General features: G+C 62.5%; 17 protein-coding genes. 11 read left to right on the top strand and 6 right to left on the bottom strand.

The features are described from left to right. Positions 1-63 precede the first annotated feature (63 nt). From eutB to NCT05_RS20495, 8 genes are all read left to right on the top strand, one after another. The gene (gene eutB, locus NCT05_RS20530; RefSeq protein WP_250456852.1) at positions 64-1,029 is read left to right on the top strand and encodes a hydroxyectoine utilization dehydratase EutB; all 966 of its coding nucleotides are present in this window, start codon (positions 64-66) and stop codon (positions 1,027-1,029) included. 4 nt (positions 1,030-1,033) lie between these two features. After that, a complete protein-coding gene (locus NCT05_RS20525; RefSeq protein ID WP_175979463.1) occupies positions 1,034-2,038 on the top strand; it encodes a cyclodeaminase in 1,005 nt (334 codons plus the stop codon). A gap of 11 nt (positions 2,039-2,049) precedes the next feature. Next, the gene (doeA, locus tag NCT05_RS20520; protein WP_250503057.1) at positions 2,050-3,276 is read left to right on the top strand and encodes an ectoine hydrolase DoeA; all 1,227 of its coding nucleotides are present in this window, start codon (positions 2,050-2,052) and stop codon (positions 3,274-3,276) included. Positions 3,277-3,280: 4 nt separating this feature from the next. After that, positions 3,281-4,303: a N(2)-acetyl-L-2,4-diaminobutanoate deacetylase DoeB gene (gene doeB, locus NCT05_RS20515; RefSeq protein ID WP_250435951.1), complete on the top strand. Its 1,023-nt coding sequence runs from the start codon at positions 3,281-3,283 to the stop codon at positions 4,301-4,303. 4 nt (positions 4,304-4,307) lie between these two features. Beyond that, entirely contained in the window at positions 4,308-4,787 is a 480-nt protein-coding gene (locus NCT05_RS20510; RefSeq protein WP_175979575.1) for an Lrp/AsnC family transcriptional regulator, read from the top strand. A 195-nt stretch (positions 4,788-4,982) separates the two neighbouring features. Continuing rightward, positions 4,983-6,461, top strand: coding sequence for an NAD-dependent succinate-semialdehyde dehydrogenase (locus NCT05_RS20505; RefSeq protein WP_250503056.1), 1,479 nt, complete (start codon positions 4,983-4,985; stop codon positions 6,459-6,461). Between the two features lie 47 nt (positions 6,462-6,508). Next, positions 6,509-7,927: an aspartate aminotransferase family protein gene (locus tag NCT05_RS20500; RefSeq protein WP_008353047.1), complete on the top strand. Its 1,419-nt coding sequence runs from the start codon at positions 6,509-6,511 to the stop codon at positions 7,925-7,927. Between the two features lie 129 nt (positions 7,928-8,056). Next, positions 8,057-8,290 carry a hypothetical protein gene (locus NCT05_RS20495; protein ID WP_008353048.1) on the top strand — a complete coding sequence of 78 codons (234 nt, stop codon included), beginning with the start codon at positions 8,057-8,059 and terminating at the stop codon, positions 8,288-8,290. 64 nt (positions 8,291-8,354) lie between these two features. Here NCT05_RS20495 and pqqA read toward each other — a convergent pair whose 3' ends face one another. Further along, positions 8,355-8,429 (bottom strand): pyrroloquinoline quinone precursor peptide PqqA, encoded by a 75-nt coding sequence (gene pqqA / locus NCT05_RS20490; RefSeq protein WP_008353049.1) that lies wholly within the window; start codon positions 8,427-8,429, stop codon positions 8,355-8,357. A gap of 468 nt (positions 8,430-8,897) precedes the next feature. Next, the gene (locus NCT05_RS20485; RefSeq protein WP_008353051.1) at positions 8,898-9,131 is read right to left on the bottom strand and encodes a DUF2795 domain-containing protein; all 234 of its coding nucleotides are present in this window, start codon (positions 9,129-9,131) and stop codon (positions 8,898-8,900) included. A 121-nt stretch (positions 9,132-9,252) separates the two neighbouring features. Between NCT05_RS20485 and NCT05_RS20480 the strand changes: the two genes are divergently transcribed. After that, on the top strand, positions 9,253-9,489 hold the full coding sequence (locus NCT05_RS20480) for a hypothetical protein (protein ID WP_250435947.1): 237 nt from the start codon (positions 9,253-9,255) through the stop codon (positions 9,487-9,489). Positions 9,490-9,498: 9 nt separating this feature from the next. Here the strand turns inward: NCT05_RS20480 and NCT05_RS20475 are convergent, their stop codons facing one another. Then, the gene (locus NCT05_RS20475) at positions 9,499-12,420 is read right to left on the bottom strand and encodes a bifunctional diguanylate cyclase/phosphodiesterase (protein ID WP_250503055.1); all 2,922 of its coding nucleotides are present in this window, start codon (positions 12,418-12,420) and stop codon (positions 9,499-9,501) included. A 176-nt stretch (positions 12,421-12,596) separates the two neighbouring features. Continuing rightward, positions 12,597-13,583, bottom strand: a complete 987-nt coding sequence (locus NCT05_RS20470; RefSeq protein ID WP_250503054.1) for a GlxA family transcriptional regulator — start codon at positions 13,581-13,583, stop codon at positions 12,597-12,599. Positions 13,584-13,703: 120 nt separating this feature from the next. Between NCT05_RS20470 and NCT05_RS20465 the strand changes: the two genes are divergently transcribed. Next, positions 13,704-14,393 carry a DJ-1/PfpI family protein gene (locus NCT05_RS20465; RefSeq protein ID WP_250503053.1) on the top strand — a complete coding sequence of 230 codons (690 nt, stop codon included), beginning with the start codon at positions 13,704-13,706 and terminating at the stop codon, positions 14,391-14,393. Positions 14,394-14,443: 50 nt separating this feature from the next. Here NCT05_RS20465 and NCT05_RS20460 read toward each other — a convergent pair whose 3' ends face one another. Beyond that, positions 14,444-14,866, bottom strand: coding sequence for a GNAT family N-acetyltransferase (locus tag NCT05_RS20460; RefSeq protein ID WP_008353060.1), 423 nt, complete (start codon positions 14,864-14,866; stop codon positions 14,444-14,446). 14 nt (positions 14,867-14,880) lie between these two features. Beyond that, positions 14,881-15,612, bottom strand: coding sequence for an ABC transporter substrate-binding protein (locus NCT05_RS20455; protein ID WP_250503052.1), 732 nt, complete (start codon positions 15,610-15,612; stop codon positions 14,881-14,883). 88 nt (positions 15,613-15,700) lie between these two features. Between NCT05_RS20455 and NCT05_RS20450 the strand changes: the two genes are divergently transcribed. Further along, positions 15,701-16,210: a cupin domain-containing protein gene (locus NCT05_RS20450; protein ID WP_250503051.1), complete on the top strand. Its 510-nt coding sequence runs from the start codon at positions 15,701-15,703 to the stop codon at positions 16,208-16,210. Positions 16,211-16,230 lie beyond the last annotated feature (20 nt).

The following is a 16,230-nucleotide window of genomic DNA, read 5'->3' as shown; positions in this document are numbered from 1 at the left end:
AAAACGATTTTTTAGGACATTAGACTGAGTTGCATGGTTAGCTCAAACGCAATTCAGGCGCACATGTCCGCACTCACGCTCGCCGATGTCTACCGCGCCCGCCAGCGCATCGAAGGCCGCGCGCTCGTCACGCCGCTGGTTCATTCGCTGTCGCTCTCGCGCATCGCGGGCGTGCCCGTTCATCTAAAGCTCGAAACGCTGCAACCTACGGGCAGCTTCAAACTGCGCGGCGCGACCAATGCGCTCGCACAGATCGCGGAGCAAGGCTGCAAGCGTGTCGTCACCGCATCGACGGGCAATCATGGCCGCGCGGTTGCACACGCGGCACGCGCGCTCGGCATCGAAGCTGCAGTGTGCATGTCGTCGCTCGTGCCGAAGAACAAGGTCGATGCGGTGGCCGCGCTCGGCGCGCGTGTCGTCATCGTCGGCAAGAGTCAGGACGATGCACAGGTCGAAGCGCAACGTCTCGTGCGCGAAGAAGGCTATGCATTCGTGCCGCCCTTCGACGACGAACGCGTGATCGCGGGGCAAGCCACCATTGGCCTTGAAATTCTCGAAGCGCTGCCCGATGCGGCGAGCATCGTCGTGCCCTTGTCGGGCGGCGGGCTATTCAGCGGCGTCGCGTTCGCGGCGAAAAGCATTCGTGCCGACGTGAAGATGATCGGCGTGTCGATGGAACGCGGCGCTGCGATGCATGCGAGTCTCGCGGCAGGCAAGCCGGTGTTCGTCGATGAACTCGAAACACTCGCCGATTCGCTCGGCGGCGGCATCGGCCTCGATAACAGACATACGTTCGCGATGACGCGCGATCTCATCGACGATGTCGTGCTGCTCGATGAAGTGTCGATCGCGCGCGGCATCGTGCACGCGTATCGCGAAGAGCGGCTCGTTGTAGAAGGGGCGGCGGCGGTCGGCATCGCGGCTTTGCTCGACGGCGCGATTGGAGCCGCGAACGGACCGATCGTCATCGTCGTGAGCGGCAGCAACATCGATATCGCAACGCATCGTCGACTCATCGGAGCGGCCTGAACCCATGTCCAACATCGATACCTCCACCGTGCTGCTCGGGCAGGCGCAATTGCGCAAGCTCGTGCCGCTTGACCTCGACGCGATCGAGCAAGTCGAAGCCGCGTTCAAGTCGCTCGCGACCGAAGCCGTCGCAATGCCGCCGATCCTGCGTCTCGACATTCCCGAGCACGCCGGCGAAGTCGACGTGAAAACCGCTTATTTGCCGCGCTTTCCGAGCTTCGCGATCAAGGTGAGCCCTGGCTTCTTCAACAATCCGTCGCTCGGACTTCCGAGCCTCAATGGCCTGATGCTCGTGCTGTCCGCGCGCACCGGTCTCACGGAAGCCGTGTTGCTCGACAACGGTTATCTCACCGCCGTGCGTACCGCTGCGGCGGGCGCGGTTGCCTCGCGCTGGCTCGCGCGCAAGGATGCGAAGCGCGTCGCGATTATCGGCGCGGGCGAGCAGGCGCGTCTGCAATTGAAGGCGTTGCGGCTCGTGCGCGACATCGGGCATGTGACCGTATGGGCGCGCGATCCGAAGAGCGCGCAGCAGTTCGCGCGTGACTGCGAAGACTTGCCGTGCGATGTCGCCGACAGCGTGAACCAGGCGTTGAAGCACGCCGATATCGCCATCACGACGACGCCGAGCCGCGAGCCACTGATACACGCACGCGATCTGCATCCGGGCTTGCATATCACCGCGATGGGATCGGATGCGGAGCACAAGAATGAAATCGCTCCGGACGTGTTCGCCAAAGCGCGCTATGTGTGCGACCGCCTTCAGCAAGTGCGCGTGCTCGGCGAGCTGCATCATGCGATCGAAGCGGGCGTGACGGATGCTGATGCATCTTTTGCCGAGCTTGGCGAAGTCATCGCGCAACAGGCTCAAGGCCGTATGAGCGATGACGAGATCACCGTCTGCGATCTGACCGGCACCGGCGCGCAAGACACCGCGATCGCGACGCTCGCCATTCAGCGAGCGCGCGCGGCACAGGCAGGAACCATTTTCCACAACGATGTGACCGCTTGATAGAGGGGACGATGTCCGAAATCACGCAACAGAAGAAGCCGGATGAACGAGGGGCGCCCGTGGTACGCCTGCCGTTCGAACGCAGCGAGTACGACGCGCGAATCGCGAAGACACGGCGCGCGATGGAGAAAGCGGGCATCGATCTGATGATCGTGACCGACCCGACCAACATGGCGTGGCTCACCGGTTACGACGGCTGGTCGTTCTACGTGCATCAATGCGTGCTGCTCGCGATGCACGGCGATCCGGTCTGGTACGGCCGTGGCCAGGACGCGAACGGCGCGAAGCGCACGGTGTTCATGTCGCACGACGATATCGTCGGCTACCCGGATCACTATGTGCAGTCGCAGGTGCGCCATCCGATGGATTATCTGTCATCCGAAGTAATTGCCGTGCGTGGCTGGGACACGTTGCGCATCGGCGTGGAGATGGACAACTATTACTTCAGCGCGAAGGCGTATGCGTCGCTGACGCAGCATCTGCCGAACGCGAAGTTCGTCGATGCGACCGCGCTCGTCAACTGGCAGCGCGCAGTGAAGTCGAAGCGCGAGATCGAGTACATGCGCGTCGCGGCGCGCATCGTCGAGAAGATGCATGCGCGCATTCTCGACACGGTCGAGCCGGGCATGAAGAAGAGCGATCTCGTCGCGCAGATTTACGAAGCGGGCATCACGGGCGTCGAAGGTTATGGCGGCGACTATCCCGCGATCGTGCCGCTATTGCCGACGGGTTCCGACGCTGCTGCGCCGCATCTCACATGGGACGACTCGACGTTCACGGCGAATGCGGGCACGTTCTTCGAAATCGCCGGATGCTTCAAGCGCTATCACTGCCCGCTCTCGCGCACGGTGTATCTCGGCCGCCCGCCGCAGCATTTCATCGAAGGCGAGAAGGCGGTCGTCGAAGGCATCGAGGCGGGTCTCGCGATGGCGAAGCCGGGCAACAAGACCGAGGACATCGCCAATGCTTTCTTCGCGGTGTTGCGCAAGTTCGGCATCGAGAAGGATAGCCGTTGCGGATATCCGATCGGCGCGAGCTATCCGCCGGACTGGGGCGAGCGCACGATGAGCCTGCGTCCTGGGGACCAGACCGTCCTCGAACCCGGCATGACGTTCCACTTCATGCCGGGGCTGTGGCTCGACGACTGGGGCCTCGAAATCACGGAGAGCATCCTGATTACGGACACCGGCGTCGAGACCTTCTGCAACACGCCTCGCAAATTGTTCGTGAAGGAGTAGCACGATGCGCGCGTCACCGATCAGCCCGACCGTCGACTTCGATGCAGAGGGCGAACAGCACGGCTTTCTGAAGCTGCCGTATTCGCGCAACGATTCCGCGTGGGGCGCCGTGATGATTCCCGTCACCGTGATCAAGCGCGGCGACGGACCGACCGCGCTGCTCACGGGCGGCAATCACGGCGACGAATACGAAGGGCCGATCGCGCTGGCGAAGCTCGCATCGACGTTGAAGGCAAGCGACGTGAACGGCCGTGTGGTCATCGTGCCGTTCATGAACTATCCGGCGTTTCGCGCGGGTTCGCGCACTTCGCCGATCGACGCGGGCAATCTGAATCGCAGCTTTCCGGGCAAGCCCGACGGCACGGTGACGGAAAAGATCGCGGATTACTTTCAGCGTCATCTGTTGCCGCTCGCCGATTACGTGCTCGATATCCACGCGGGCGGCCGCACGCTCGATTTTCTGCCGTTTGCGGCCATTCATGTATTGAACGACGGGACGCAGCAGTCGCGTTGCGAAGCCGCGATGCGCGCATTCGGGGCGCCGTATTCGATGCGGATGCTCGAACTCGACAGCATCGGTCTGTATGACAGCGCGGCCGAGGAAGCGGGCAAGGTGTTCGTCTCGACGGAACTGGGCGGTGGCGGTTCGTCGACGGCGAAGAGCGTCGCGGTGGCGGAGCGCGGCGTGTACGGCTTTCTCGCGTATGCGGGCATCATCGAGAAGGAGGTGGTTCGCGGCGAAGCGCGCACGACGACGTTGCTCGACATGCCGGATGGTTCCTGCTACACGACGAGCGAGCATACGGGCCTGCTCGAAATGTGCCGCGATCTCGGCGACATGGTGAGAGCGGGCGATGTGCTTGCGCGCGTGTATGACGTTACGCGCACGGGCGCGACGCCGGTTGAATATCGCGCGAAGCGTGACGGACTGCTTGCGGCGCGGCATTTTCCGGGCCTCGTGCAGATGGGCGACACCGTGGCCGTGGTCGCGGATATCGTCGAACGCAACATTGCCGTGAGCGTGTAAGTTGATCAAGCTCGACCGCTACGATCTGGCCATTCTGCGCATTCTTGCGCGGGATGGCCGCATAACGAAATCGCGCCTTGCGGAAGAGGTCAATTTGTCGATCTCGCCCGCGTGGGAGCGTGTGAAGAAACTCGAAGACAGCGGGCTTATCAAGGGCTATCGCGCGGATATCGACTGGACGGCTGCTTTCAAGGGCAGCCGTATTGTCGTTGAGGTGACGCTTTCGCGTCATACCGCGCAAGATATGCGGCGCTTCGAGGAGCGCATCGCGGCGGCTTCCGAGATCGTGCAGTGTTATGCCACCGGCGGCGGCGTGGATTACGTGCTGCACGTCGTGTCGCGGGATATCGATCACTATCAGCGGTTCATCGATTCTTTGCTCGTCGAAGAGTTGGGTATCGAGCGGTACTTCACTTATATCGTTACGAAAGTCGTGAAGAATAGTACGGAAGGGCCGCCGGATTGGGTTGACGATGTGGTTTAGTTATTTTTTGGTTGCCGGATCCCGTATTTGTGTCGGCTCGGGGAAGCCCAAAAAAAACGCACAAAGAAGCACAGAAAAAACAGAAAAAACACCAACCGCCCGAGGGCAATAACAAAAAACTCCATCGCGGCAACGCCCTTAAAGTGGACCCATCGAACCATGCAAATCAAGCACGCTTTGAGCAAGGAGACGAACATGCTGCTGGGCCATCCCGTTCTATTCAAATCCCTCTGTTATGTCGACGGCCGCTGGATTCACAGCGACAGCGCCGCATCGATTGCAGTAACCAATCCCGCCGATCAGAACGTCATCGGCCATGTCCCGATGCTCGATCAGGCGCAAATCGTCGCGACGATCGATGCCGCCGATCGCGCATTCCAGTCATGGCGCTGGATGCCGCAGCAAAAGCGCAGTGCGCTGCTCCTGCGCTGGCACGAACTCATCGTGCGTCATCAATCGGACCTTGCCGGCATTTTGTCGCTCGAGCAAGGCAAGCCGCTCGCGGAATCCAAAGGCGAAATCGCCTATGCGGCGAGCTTCGTTGAATGGTTCGCGAACGAAGCGAAACGCCTGGCGGGCCGCACCATTCCGACGCATATCGATGGCGCGCATCTCGGCACCGTGATGGAACCGGTCGGCGTCGCGGCATTGATCACGCCGTGGAATTTCCCCGTCGCGATGATCACGCGCAAGGCCGCCGCCGCGATTGCCGCGGGCTGCACCGTCGTCGTGAAGCCCGCGCACGAAACGCCGTTCTCCGCTATCGCACTCGCACAACTCGCCGAAGAAGCAGGCTTTCCGCCGGGCGTGTTCAACGTCGTCATCGGCGAGCCACAAATGGCGATGGAAACGCTCGTCAGCGATACGCGCGTGCGCGCCGTGAGCTTCACGGGGTCGACGCGCGTCGGCGGTCTCGTTGCGAAGACGGCAGCGCAGGCGGGCATCAAGAAGCTCGCATTGGAACTGGGCGGCAACGCGCCTTTCATCGTGACGGAAGACGCGGACCTGGAACAGGCCGTGCGCGTTGCAGTGGGTGCGAAGTTTCAAACCTCGGGGCAGGATTGCTGCGCTGCGAACCGCATTCTCGTCGCGCGTCCGCTTTATGAACGGTTCGTCGAACGCTACACGGAAGCAGTGAAAGCGCTGAAAGTAGGGACGGCCTTCGAAGCAAATGTCGATGTCGGTCCGCTCATGCATCAGGCCGCATTCGATGCGACCGTCGCTCGTGTCGAGGATGCAAAGGCGCAAGGCGCGCGCATCACCGTCGGCGGCAAAGCTCATGCGCTCGGTGGCTGGTTTTATGAACCGACCGTCGTCGCCGATGCCAGACCGGGCATGCGTATCTACGACGAAGAGAACTTCGCGCCGATCTCCGCGATCTCGCCGTTCGATACGCTCGACGAAGCCGTCGCGCGCGCCAACGACACCGAATACGGCCTCGCCGCCTACGTCTGTGCGACGCGCATCGACACGATCTTCCAGCTCGTGCGCCGACTCGATTTCGCGATGGTGTCGGTCAACGGCGTGAAGTTCACCGGCGCGCCGATCCCGTTCGGCGGCATGAAGGCATCGGGCCTCGGACGCGAAGGCGGCGCGGAAGGCTTCGAGCCCTTCGTCGAAACGAAATACTTTTGCCTCGGCAATCTCGGCCTGCCGCTCACGAGCGCGGCCTGAAGACCTATCCTCAGAGACACGCAGTACCGCATATCAAGGAGAAGCACATGACCCAGCAGAATCAATCGCTCGAGCAACTGTTCGCCGAAGACCGCGCGCACTTCATGCATCCGTCCACGCATGCACACGATCACGCGAGCGGCGCGCTGCCCGGCAAGATCGTCACGGGCGCGAAGGGCATCCGCATTCAGGATCATCAAGGTAAAAGTTATATCGACGCATTCGCGGGCCTCTATTGCGTGAACATCGGCTATGGCCGCACCGAAGTAGCCGACGCAATCTATGAGCAGGCGAAGAAGCTCGCGTATTACCACACGTATGTCGGTCACTCGACCGATACGATCATCGAGCTGTCGTCGCGCATCATCGACTGGTCGCCCGAGGGCATGAAAAAGGTGTATTACGGCATGTCGGGATCGGATGCGAACGAAACGCAGATCAAGATCGTCTGGTATTACAACAATGTTCTCGGCCGTCCGAACAAGAAGAAGATCATCTCGCGCGAGCGCGGTTATCACGGTTCGGGCATCGTGACGGGCAGTCTCACGGGCCTGCCGAGCTTTCATCAGAACTTCGATCTGCCGATCGACCGCGTAAAGCACACGGTGTGTCCGCACTGGTATCGCAAGGCGCCCGCCGGCATGAGCGAAGCGCAATTCACCGCGTATTGCGTCGATGAACTCGAAAAGCTGATTGCGAAAGAAGGCGCGGATACGATCGCTGCATTCATCGCCGAACCGGTCATGGGCACGGGCGGTATCATCGCGCCGCCGCAAGGTTATTGGGAAGCTATCCAGGATGTTCTGCGGAAGCACGACATTCTTTTGATCTCCGATGAAGTCGTGTGCGGCTTCGGCCGTCTCGGCTCGAAAATGGGCGCGCAGCACTTCGGCATCAAGCCCGATCTCATCACGGTCGCGAAGGGCCTGACGAGCGCCTATGCGCCGCTGTCGGGCGTGATCGTCGGCGAGAAGGTGTGGGACGTGATCGAGAAGGGCTCGCGGGAACATGGTCCGATGGGACACGGCTGGACGTATTCGGGGCATCCCATTTGCGCGGCTGCTGCTATCGCGAACCTCGATATCCTCGAGCGCGAAAACCTGACGCAGAATGCCGCCGATGTCGGCGCGTATTTCCAGCAGCAATTGCACACGGCTTTCGATTCGCATCCGCTCGTCGGCGAAGTGCGCGGGGCGGGCATGCTCGCGGCGCTCGAATTCATGGCCGACAAGGACGCGCGCACGCCGTTCGACGCCGCGCTGAAGGTCGGCCCGAAGGTATCGGCGGCAGCACTCGAACGCGGCGTGATCGCGCGCGCCATGCCGCATGGCGATATCCTCGGCTTCGCGCCGCCGCTCGTCACGACGCGTGAAGAAGCGGACGAAATCGTCGGCATCGTGAAGCAGGCCGTGGATGCGGTGGCGAACGAAGTTATCGGCTCGGCACTCGCTACGCAAGCGATCTGATTCTCTTGAGTAGCGGTATGGGTAGTTGTGTTGGCAGAGGCTCGCGAAACATTGCGGGCCCTTTTTGCGAGTCTGAAGGAACGTGCGTTGCTGAGTAATCTTCGGTGCCCCATCGAAAGGAGATTCACGATGAGCGAGAGCGAAGAGAAACGCCATCAACAACCGCATTCCGCGCCTCACCCGAATGCAGCGGAGATCGAACCGGAGAACCGTCGGCTCGATCAGCATCCGCATCAGACGGCGGAAGTGCCTTATGGATCGGGCAATGAGCCGGAAATTGCAGGAAAGGGCGGGCTTGACGCACAGAACGCAGATCTTCCCGATCCCGCGAACGAACAATCCAGGACGCCGGGCAAAGATTGACGCATCGATTCGACGCGCCCATAAAACAAAACGGCCACTCAGGTGGCCGTTTTGTCATTTCCGATTAGCGCGTCGCGATATACATCGTGATTTCAAAGCCGAAGCGCATATCCGTGAAACTCGGGGTTTCCCACTTCATAGAGCCTCCTTGTGCAATGATTGGCCAGACGGATGCCGGGCCATTGCGCGGTTCTTCTGCTGCAGGCGCCGTGCAAAGCCGCGCATCCCAAATCGACGCACTTTAGATGCTAGCGCGAGAACAGGTATGACACGATTGGAAATTGCACCGGCGTTCATTTAAATTTTTTATAGCGGTCTCGGGCGATTTCCCGAATCGTCAGGTGTCGTGCCGATCTTGTCAGGATCATGGACCGGGTCGGGTTCCGTTGCCTCTCCCGGCCGAGGGATTACCCGGTCAGCTTCAGCAGGGTCGATATTGCTCAGATTATTGCCTCCGGGCGCACGCGGCTTGTCGTGCGTATCGGGAGCTGCGGGTTTTTCGGCCATTACATTTTCCTCGTCAAACACGTGCCTTGCGGAAAGATCGAAAGCGTGGGGCGGCAGGATTGAATGCCGCATTGCGGAATAAGCGAAAGTTATGTCGCTGTTACTCGACGCGCGTGGCTTCGCGCAGCACCGCATCTTCGCTGTCGAAATTGCGATCGGTCATTTTGTTGAGCACGGCCAAGACCTCGCCGTCCGCGCCATTGCTTTTCGCGAGCGTCAGAAGTTTTTCCTTGCCCATCGGATAGTCGGCGCCCTTCAGCACGCGCGCGATTTCTTCCGGGCGCGGCTCATCCGGATGCCGGTGATTCTGCGAATGCGCGGGATGCTGTGCCATTTCCGCCTCCTTTTCGATTCGACGATAACCCTGACGATTCAGCAACGCGCGTACCCGTCACCGGGATCGGTTGATGCTGAATCGTCGATACGTTCCAACCGAAATCGAGGCGAGACATAACATGGCTATTGCAGCAGACCGCATCTCCGACACCGAAGTCAAGGTCGGCGAGATCATCTATAGCTTCGACACCAAGGTAACTGCCGATGGCTTTCAGCAATGCCTCGGCAGCGACTCGGTCGAGACCTGCGCGAAGAACCACGCGCCGGTGTCGACTCGCGCCGTGGCCGATGAGAGCGGTGCGCCGAAGGGCGAGCCGGGCAGCATCATTTCACCGTCGCTGGGCGGCATGCCTTGATGCACGCGGCTACAGTGCCGCGCTTGCCGTCGTCGCGCGCGGAGCGAGCGCGGTGCGTGTGAGCGCGTCGAGCGGCAGCGGCTTGTCGAAGAAATAGCCCTGCGCCTGCGCCGCGCCCATGTCGCGCAACACGGCGAGCGTCGCCGCATCTTCGACGCCTTCCGCGACGAGCGTCAGATCGAGCGATTCCGCCATGCGCACGATCGCGCGCACGATCGCACGGCTGCGCGGGCTTTCGGTCAGTTCGAGAATGAACGACTTGTCGATCTTGAGGCCGGTGAACTGGTATTGATGCACATAACTGAGCGACGAAAATCCCGCGCCGAAATCGTCGAGCACGACAGACATGCCGTTGTCGGCCAGTCGCTGCATGGTGCGCCGCGCGAGATCGGGCTCGGCCACGAGCGCGCCTTCGGTAAGCTCGAGGCACACGCGCGACGGCGAGACGCGATAGCGACGCAATAGCGCCAGAACGTCATCGGCGAATTCGGGGCGCGTCATGCTATAGCTGGAGCAGTTCACATGCACCGGCGGCCAGTGCGCGAAGCGCGCATTCGAGAGAATCGCGGCAACGCGTTCGAGCATGTATAGATCGAGTCTGCCGATGAGCCTCAAGCCTTCGACCGAAGGAAGAAATTCACCCGGCCCGACGATATGGCCATCGGGTTGATGCCAGCGGATCAACGCTTCGAGCGCGACGATCTCACCGCTCTTTACGTCGACGATAGGCTGGAAATAAGGCAGCAGTTCGTCATCGCGCTTGATCGCATTGCGCAATGCGCCCTCACGTTCCACCTGGTCCGACACCTGACGTCGCAGTTCTTGATTGAACACGACGAAGCTGTCGCGTCCCGCATTTTTCACGCGATACATCGCGGTATCGGCGTCGCGCAACAGGTCGGCGGGCTCGGTATGGAACTGGCTGTCCGCGCTCACGATGCCAATGCTGCACGACGAAAACACGACATGCTCTTCGATGTGAAACGGCAGATCGAACGCGGCCAGAATACGCTTGGCGATCGATACCGCATCGCGAACGTGTGCATCCGGGGAGAGCACGGCGAATTCGTCCCCGCCGAGGCGCGCGAGCAGATCCGTCGAACGCAGGCAATCGCGCAAGCGCGCCGCGGCCTGAACCAGCAGCATGTCGCCAAAGTGATGCCCGAGGCTGTCGTTCACGACCTTGAATCGGTCGAGGTCGATGAACATCACCGAGAGTTGGTCGCCGCGCGTCTGATAGTCCTGCCATGCGCAGCGCAGCTTGTGCATCAGATGGCTTCGATTCGGCAAGCCCGTCAATGAATCGTGCGAGTTCTCATAAAGCAGGCGTGCGTTGACATCGTCGAGTTCGCGCGTGCGCGCCTGGACCCGCGCTTCGAGTTCGAGGTTCGCGGCATGCAGCGCTTCGGCATCGCGCCGACGCGAAAGCGCCGTATCGATATGCCGCGACACGAAGGTGAGCAGTTCCTGATCGCGCAGCGAATAGCGCACGAGCGGCGAATAGCTTTGCACGGCGAGCACGCCGCGCACGACATCGCCATCGAAGAGCGGAATGCCGAGCCACGATCGCAGACGCACTTCGCTATGCTCGATCTCGAACGCGCCTTCTTCGGTGAGACGCAGCGCCTCCGCATGATCGATCAGCCGCGCGCGCCGCTCGCGGATCACATATTCGGTGAGGCCGCGTTGTCCGCGTCGCGGCGCGGGGCGCTCCTGCACGATTTCATCGACGTAATACGGGAACGACACTTCGTCCGTTTCCGGTTCGATGAGTGCGATATAAAAATTGCGCGCGTAAAGCAATTCGCCGACGATCCCATGCAGGCTGCGCAAGAACTCCATCATGTCGCCGGGACGGCTCGACAATTCTGCGATCTGGTAGAGCGCAGCTTGCAGATGCTCGGATCGTTCGCGCTCGGCGATGCCGTGACGCAGCGCCGCGTTGAGCTTCGACAGTTCGGACGTGCGGTGCGCGACCTGCTCTTCGAGATCGGCGCGATGCAGGATGCGGTCGAGCGCCATCGCCACATGTCGTGCGACGACCAGAAAGAGCGCGCGGTCCTCGACGGTATAAATGCGCGATACGTCATAGACCTGCATCGCGAGCATGCCGAATACCTCGTCGCTCGCATTCTTGAGCGGCGCACCCATCCAGAACTCGGGGCGGTCGCCGATGCAATAGAAATGGCCCGCGCGCTCCGCCGCGCAAATATCCGCGGCGGTGATGAAAAGTGGCTGCGCGCTCGTGAGCACGCGACCCGTCATCGAAAGACGTTCCGGATTCAGGATGTCGTAGTTTTCGGCCGCGACGACGTCGGTATCGATGACGTCGACATAATACGGATACGTGATCTTGCCCGTCTTGCGATCGTAGAGTGCGAGATAGAAGTTCTCCGCGTCGATGAGCGTGCCGAGCCGTTCATGCACGCCGCGCAGAAAATCGGCGCGCTCGGGCACGGAACTCGCCAGATAGGCGATTTCATAAAGCACGCGCTGCGTGAGTTGCGCGCGTGCGAGGGCATCGGCCTGCACGCGCTCGCCGAGCGTGCGCGCGAGTTCGGCGAGATGCGCGTCGTCGCGATGCGTGACCGGCGCGAGCAGCCAGCCGAGCACGCTCTCGCCGCGTCCGGTCGGCCAGCAGTGCCAGCCGTTATCGATGCACACCTCCGTCAGGCGTTCCTCGGCGATGCCATGCGGCCATTCCTGCGCATCGGGAAGCGCTGCATCGCCGCGCCGCTCGAGATGCAACTGCTCGCCCGCGCGATACCACGCCCATTGCTGCGGGCAGCCCATCGCGGCGGCCTCGCGCAGCAATGCGTCGATCGATGACGCCACGCTCGCGAAAACCTTTTCATCGGTCGCCGCCACGGTTGCAGGCTCGACCGCGGTTGCGCGGGCAACCTGCGCGTCGTACGCGGGAAACACACTCATCGGCGCTCCAGGCCATATTGCCGCCACGTCGGGCGGGTCTCGTTCAGCGACTGCGCTCGCACGCTGCTCCGGGCGCGCGTCACAAGCAAAGGCTCTATATGGGTAACGGCACGGAGCATACAGCCTTGAGCATGCGGTTCAAAAAAAGCCGCTCGTGCCGCAATGCATACGGGCATTCATGCCGGATGCGCGGTTTCGACGCGATCGTGCCCGGTAAATCTCTCGCGATACGCCTGCGGCGACACGCCCAGCGAACGCAGAAAACCGCGCCGCATCGTTTCCTCGGTGCCGAATCCGCAGCGCGCGGCGATGCGCTTTACGGGAAGCGCCGTATCGCCGAGCAGGCGGCGCGCGGCTTCGAGGCGCATGCGTTCGACCGAGCGCGCGGGCGTCATGCCGGTTTGCGCGCGGTAATGGCGCACGAAGCTGCGCTCGCTCATGCCGACACGCGCGGCAAGCACGCCGACCGAAAGATCCGCCGCGAGATTTTCAGCGATCCACGCATGCAGCTCGCCGAAACGTTCGCCCGACTGCTGCAACGACAGCGCCGCGCTGAACTGCGCCTGCCCGCCGGGGCGCTTGAGGAACACGACGAGATGGCGCGCGACGTCGAGCGCGAGCGCGCGGCCGAGATCGTCTTCGACGAGCGCAAGCGACAGGTCGATGCCCGCCGTGACGCCCGCGGATGTCCATACGTCGCCGTCGCGGATGAAGATCGGATCGGGCTCGACGTGGATCGCCGGGAAGCGCGTGGCGAGTTCCCCGCAGCGCGTCCAGTGCGTCACGGCGCGGCGTTCGTCGAGAAGGCCGGCGGCGGCAAGCAGAAACGCGCCCGTGCAAACGGACGCCGTGCGCCGCGCGTGCGCCGAACGCGCGCGCACCCAATCGACCAGTTCGCGGTCGTGCACCGCTTCGTGCACGCCCCAGCCGCCCGCGACGATCAGCGTGTCGCACGCTTCGCTCGCATCGGGCAATGCCTCGCCGACGAGCCCCAGTCCCGCCGACGCGTTCACCGTGCCGCCCCGCGCAACCACGCGCGGCTGATACGGCCGCTGCAAGCCCGCCGCGACCGCCAGGTCGTTGGCGGACGCGAACACCTGCAACGGGCCCGCGACGTCGAGCAACTGCACGTTGGGGAAGGCGAGCACGTCGATGGTTCGCATGGCGTTTTCCACGAAAGACAAGATGGCGTAAAACGTGGGTTATGTGTCGAATTCGCCATAGCGTAGCGGCGTAGCATCGGTTCGTCCACACGAAAAACACGCTCGATCAAGGAGAAAACGATGACGCTACATATCGGCCTGTTGCTGTTTCCTCGCGTGCAGCAACTCGACATGACCGGCCCCTACGACGTGTTCGCGCACATGGCCGACACGAAGGTGCATCTCGTCCGGAAGACGCGCGAGCCCGTCCGGTCGAGCGCCGGCATGATCCTGACGCCCGACGTGACCTACGCGGATTGCCCCGCGCTCGATGTGCTGTGCGTGCCGGGCGGTTCAGGCGTCGGCGATCTGATGGAAGACGAGGAAACGCTCGCCTTCCTCCGCGAACAGGCGGCGGGCGCGCGCTACGTGACCTCGGTTTGCACCGGCTCGCTCGTGCTCGGCGCGGCGGGGCTTTTGCGCGGCAAGCGTGCGACGACGCACTGGGCGTATCACGATCTGCTCCCGGATTTGGGCGCGATTCCGGTGCACGAGCGCGTCGTGCGCGACGGCAACCTGTTCACGGGCGGCGGCATCACGGCGGGCATCGATTTCGCGCTGACGCTCGCGGCCGAACTCGTCGGCGAGCACGAAGCGCAGGCGATTCAATTGCAGATGGAATACGCGCCGGCGCCGCCGTTCGACTCGGGCGATCCGGCGCGCGCGCCCGCCGCGGTCGCGAACGATGTGCGCGAGCGTTGCGCGCCGTCGCTGGCCGCGCGCAGTGCGATCACGGCGCGTGTCGCGGAACGGCTGAAATCGCATGCTTAATTCAAAATGCGCTTTGGTCTCATGCATGCGAAATGCAAAACGCCAAATGACTAGAAGCGCTTTTGCATGAAGTAGCGCGGCTGACCCGCATGAAAATCCGCGAGTTCGCCGAAAAGCTCGTAACCACAGCGCGCGTAGAGGGCGCGCGCTGCGGGGTTGACCGTATCGAGCCACGCGGCGCGGCATCCTCGTTTTTTCGCTTCGCTTTCGGCGGCTTCGAGCGCGCGTGCGCCGAGTCCGGCGCCGCGCGCGTCCTCGCGTATCCACAGCCATTTCACGAAGAGCCAGTCCCACGCCGTGTAGCCTGCGAGCCCGCCCAGAAAGTCGTCATCGCGATAGAGCGACACCGCCAGATCGCGTTGATGGCTCGGCCCGAGTTGCGCGCGATTGAACGCGGCAAGCCCGCCCGCGACGTCGCGCTCGAACGTCGCGTCGATCCAGTCGGTGATGGCGAGCGTGACGCCGGCGTTCATCGACGCGTGAGCGATTACGCTGCCGGGGCAACCGATGCCCCCTTGATACCGTGCCGTGCAAGCGCAGCGGCGACGAAGCCCGAGCGCTTCACATCCTCCACGAAGTCGCGCAGATAAAGCGCGGCTTCGTCGCCGCGGCGCTTCGGCAAGCCCATCGCCTGCTGGATCACCATGAAGCGTCCGTCGAGCAGGCGCAGTCCGGGCGTGCGTGACGCGTCGGCTTCGAGTTGCTGCTTCACGCCCGCGGCGACTTCGAGGCCGTCACGCAGGAAGGCTTCGACGACGGCCTGCGACGACGCCGTGCGTACGATCTGCGCATGCCTGATCTCGCGCGTGAGAAAGAGGTCATACGCGCTGCCCTTGCCGACCATGATGCGATTGCCTTCGCGATCCACATCTTCATTGCGCGTGAGCGGCGATGCCTCGCGCACGAGATAACAGCCTTCGATCAGCACGTACGGCGCGGTGAACGCGATGCCCGCACCGCGCAGCGGATCGATCGCGAAGAAGCCGACGTCCGCGCTTTCGTTCGTGACGGCTTCGACCGATTCGGCGGCCCGGTCGAACGACGTGAAGGCGACAGGCACGCCGAGCCGCGACGCCAGCTCGCGCGCGATGTCCACCGATACGCCGCCCGGCTCGCCGCTGTCGGTGCGATGCGCGAGGATCGGATTGCCGAGATTGATCGACGCGCGCAGCGTGCCGGTCGGCGCGAAAGCGTTGAGCAAGGAAGAAGAAAGAGTCATGGTGTTGGTCGATGAGTTGAAGAGCATGGCGATACGAGCAATCCGATGCAGAATACGCGAACCGCAACCGCTCTGCCAAAGGAACGACATGCAACGCGAACGCATCGACAGCAGCGAAATCATTCGGCGTCTGAAGCTCGAGCCGCATCCCGAAGGCGGCTTCTTTCGCGAGACGTATCGCGCGAGCGGCAACGTCGTGCGCGAGGACGAACGCGAAACGCGTTCGGCGTCCACCGCGATCTACTTTTTGCTTTGCGATGGCGCGCATTCGGCATGGCATCGCATTCGCTCCGATGAAGTCTGGCACTTCTACGCAGGCGATCCGATCGACGTGCATGTGCTCAAAGCGAACGGAACGCTAGTCACGCATCGGCTCGGCAATGCGCTCGATCGTGCCGATGCCGTGTTTCAGACCGTCGTCGAAGCGGGCGACTGGTTCGCGGCGGAATGTCACGATAGAGAAGGCGTATCGCTCGTCGGCTGCACGGTGGCGCCGGGTTTCGAGTTCAGCGAGTTCGAACTGGCCGTGCCGGGCACGCTGGAGGCGCGCTATCCGCAACATCGCGAATTGATAGAGCGCCTGAACCCCGAAGTATGACGGTACGCACGCGAGTGCGG

The sequence above is a fragment of the Caballeronia sp. AZ7_KS35 genome (assembly GCF_023631045.1).
In the GTDB taxonomy this organism is placed as follows: domain Bacteria; phylum Pseudomonadota; class Gammaproteobacteria; order Burkholderiales; family Burkholderiaceae; genus Caballeronia; species Caballeronia zhejiangensis.
This window is presented reverse-complemented; position numbering and strand designations above follow the sequence as displayed.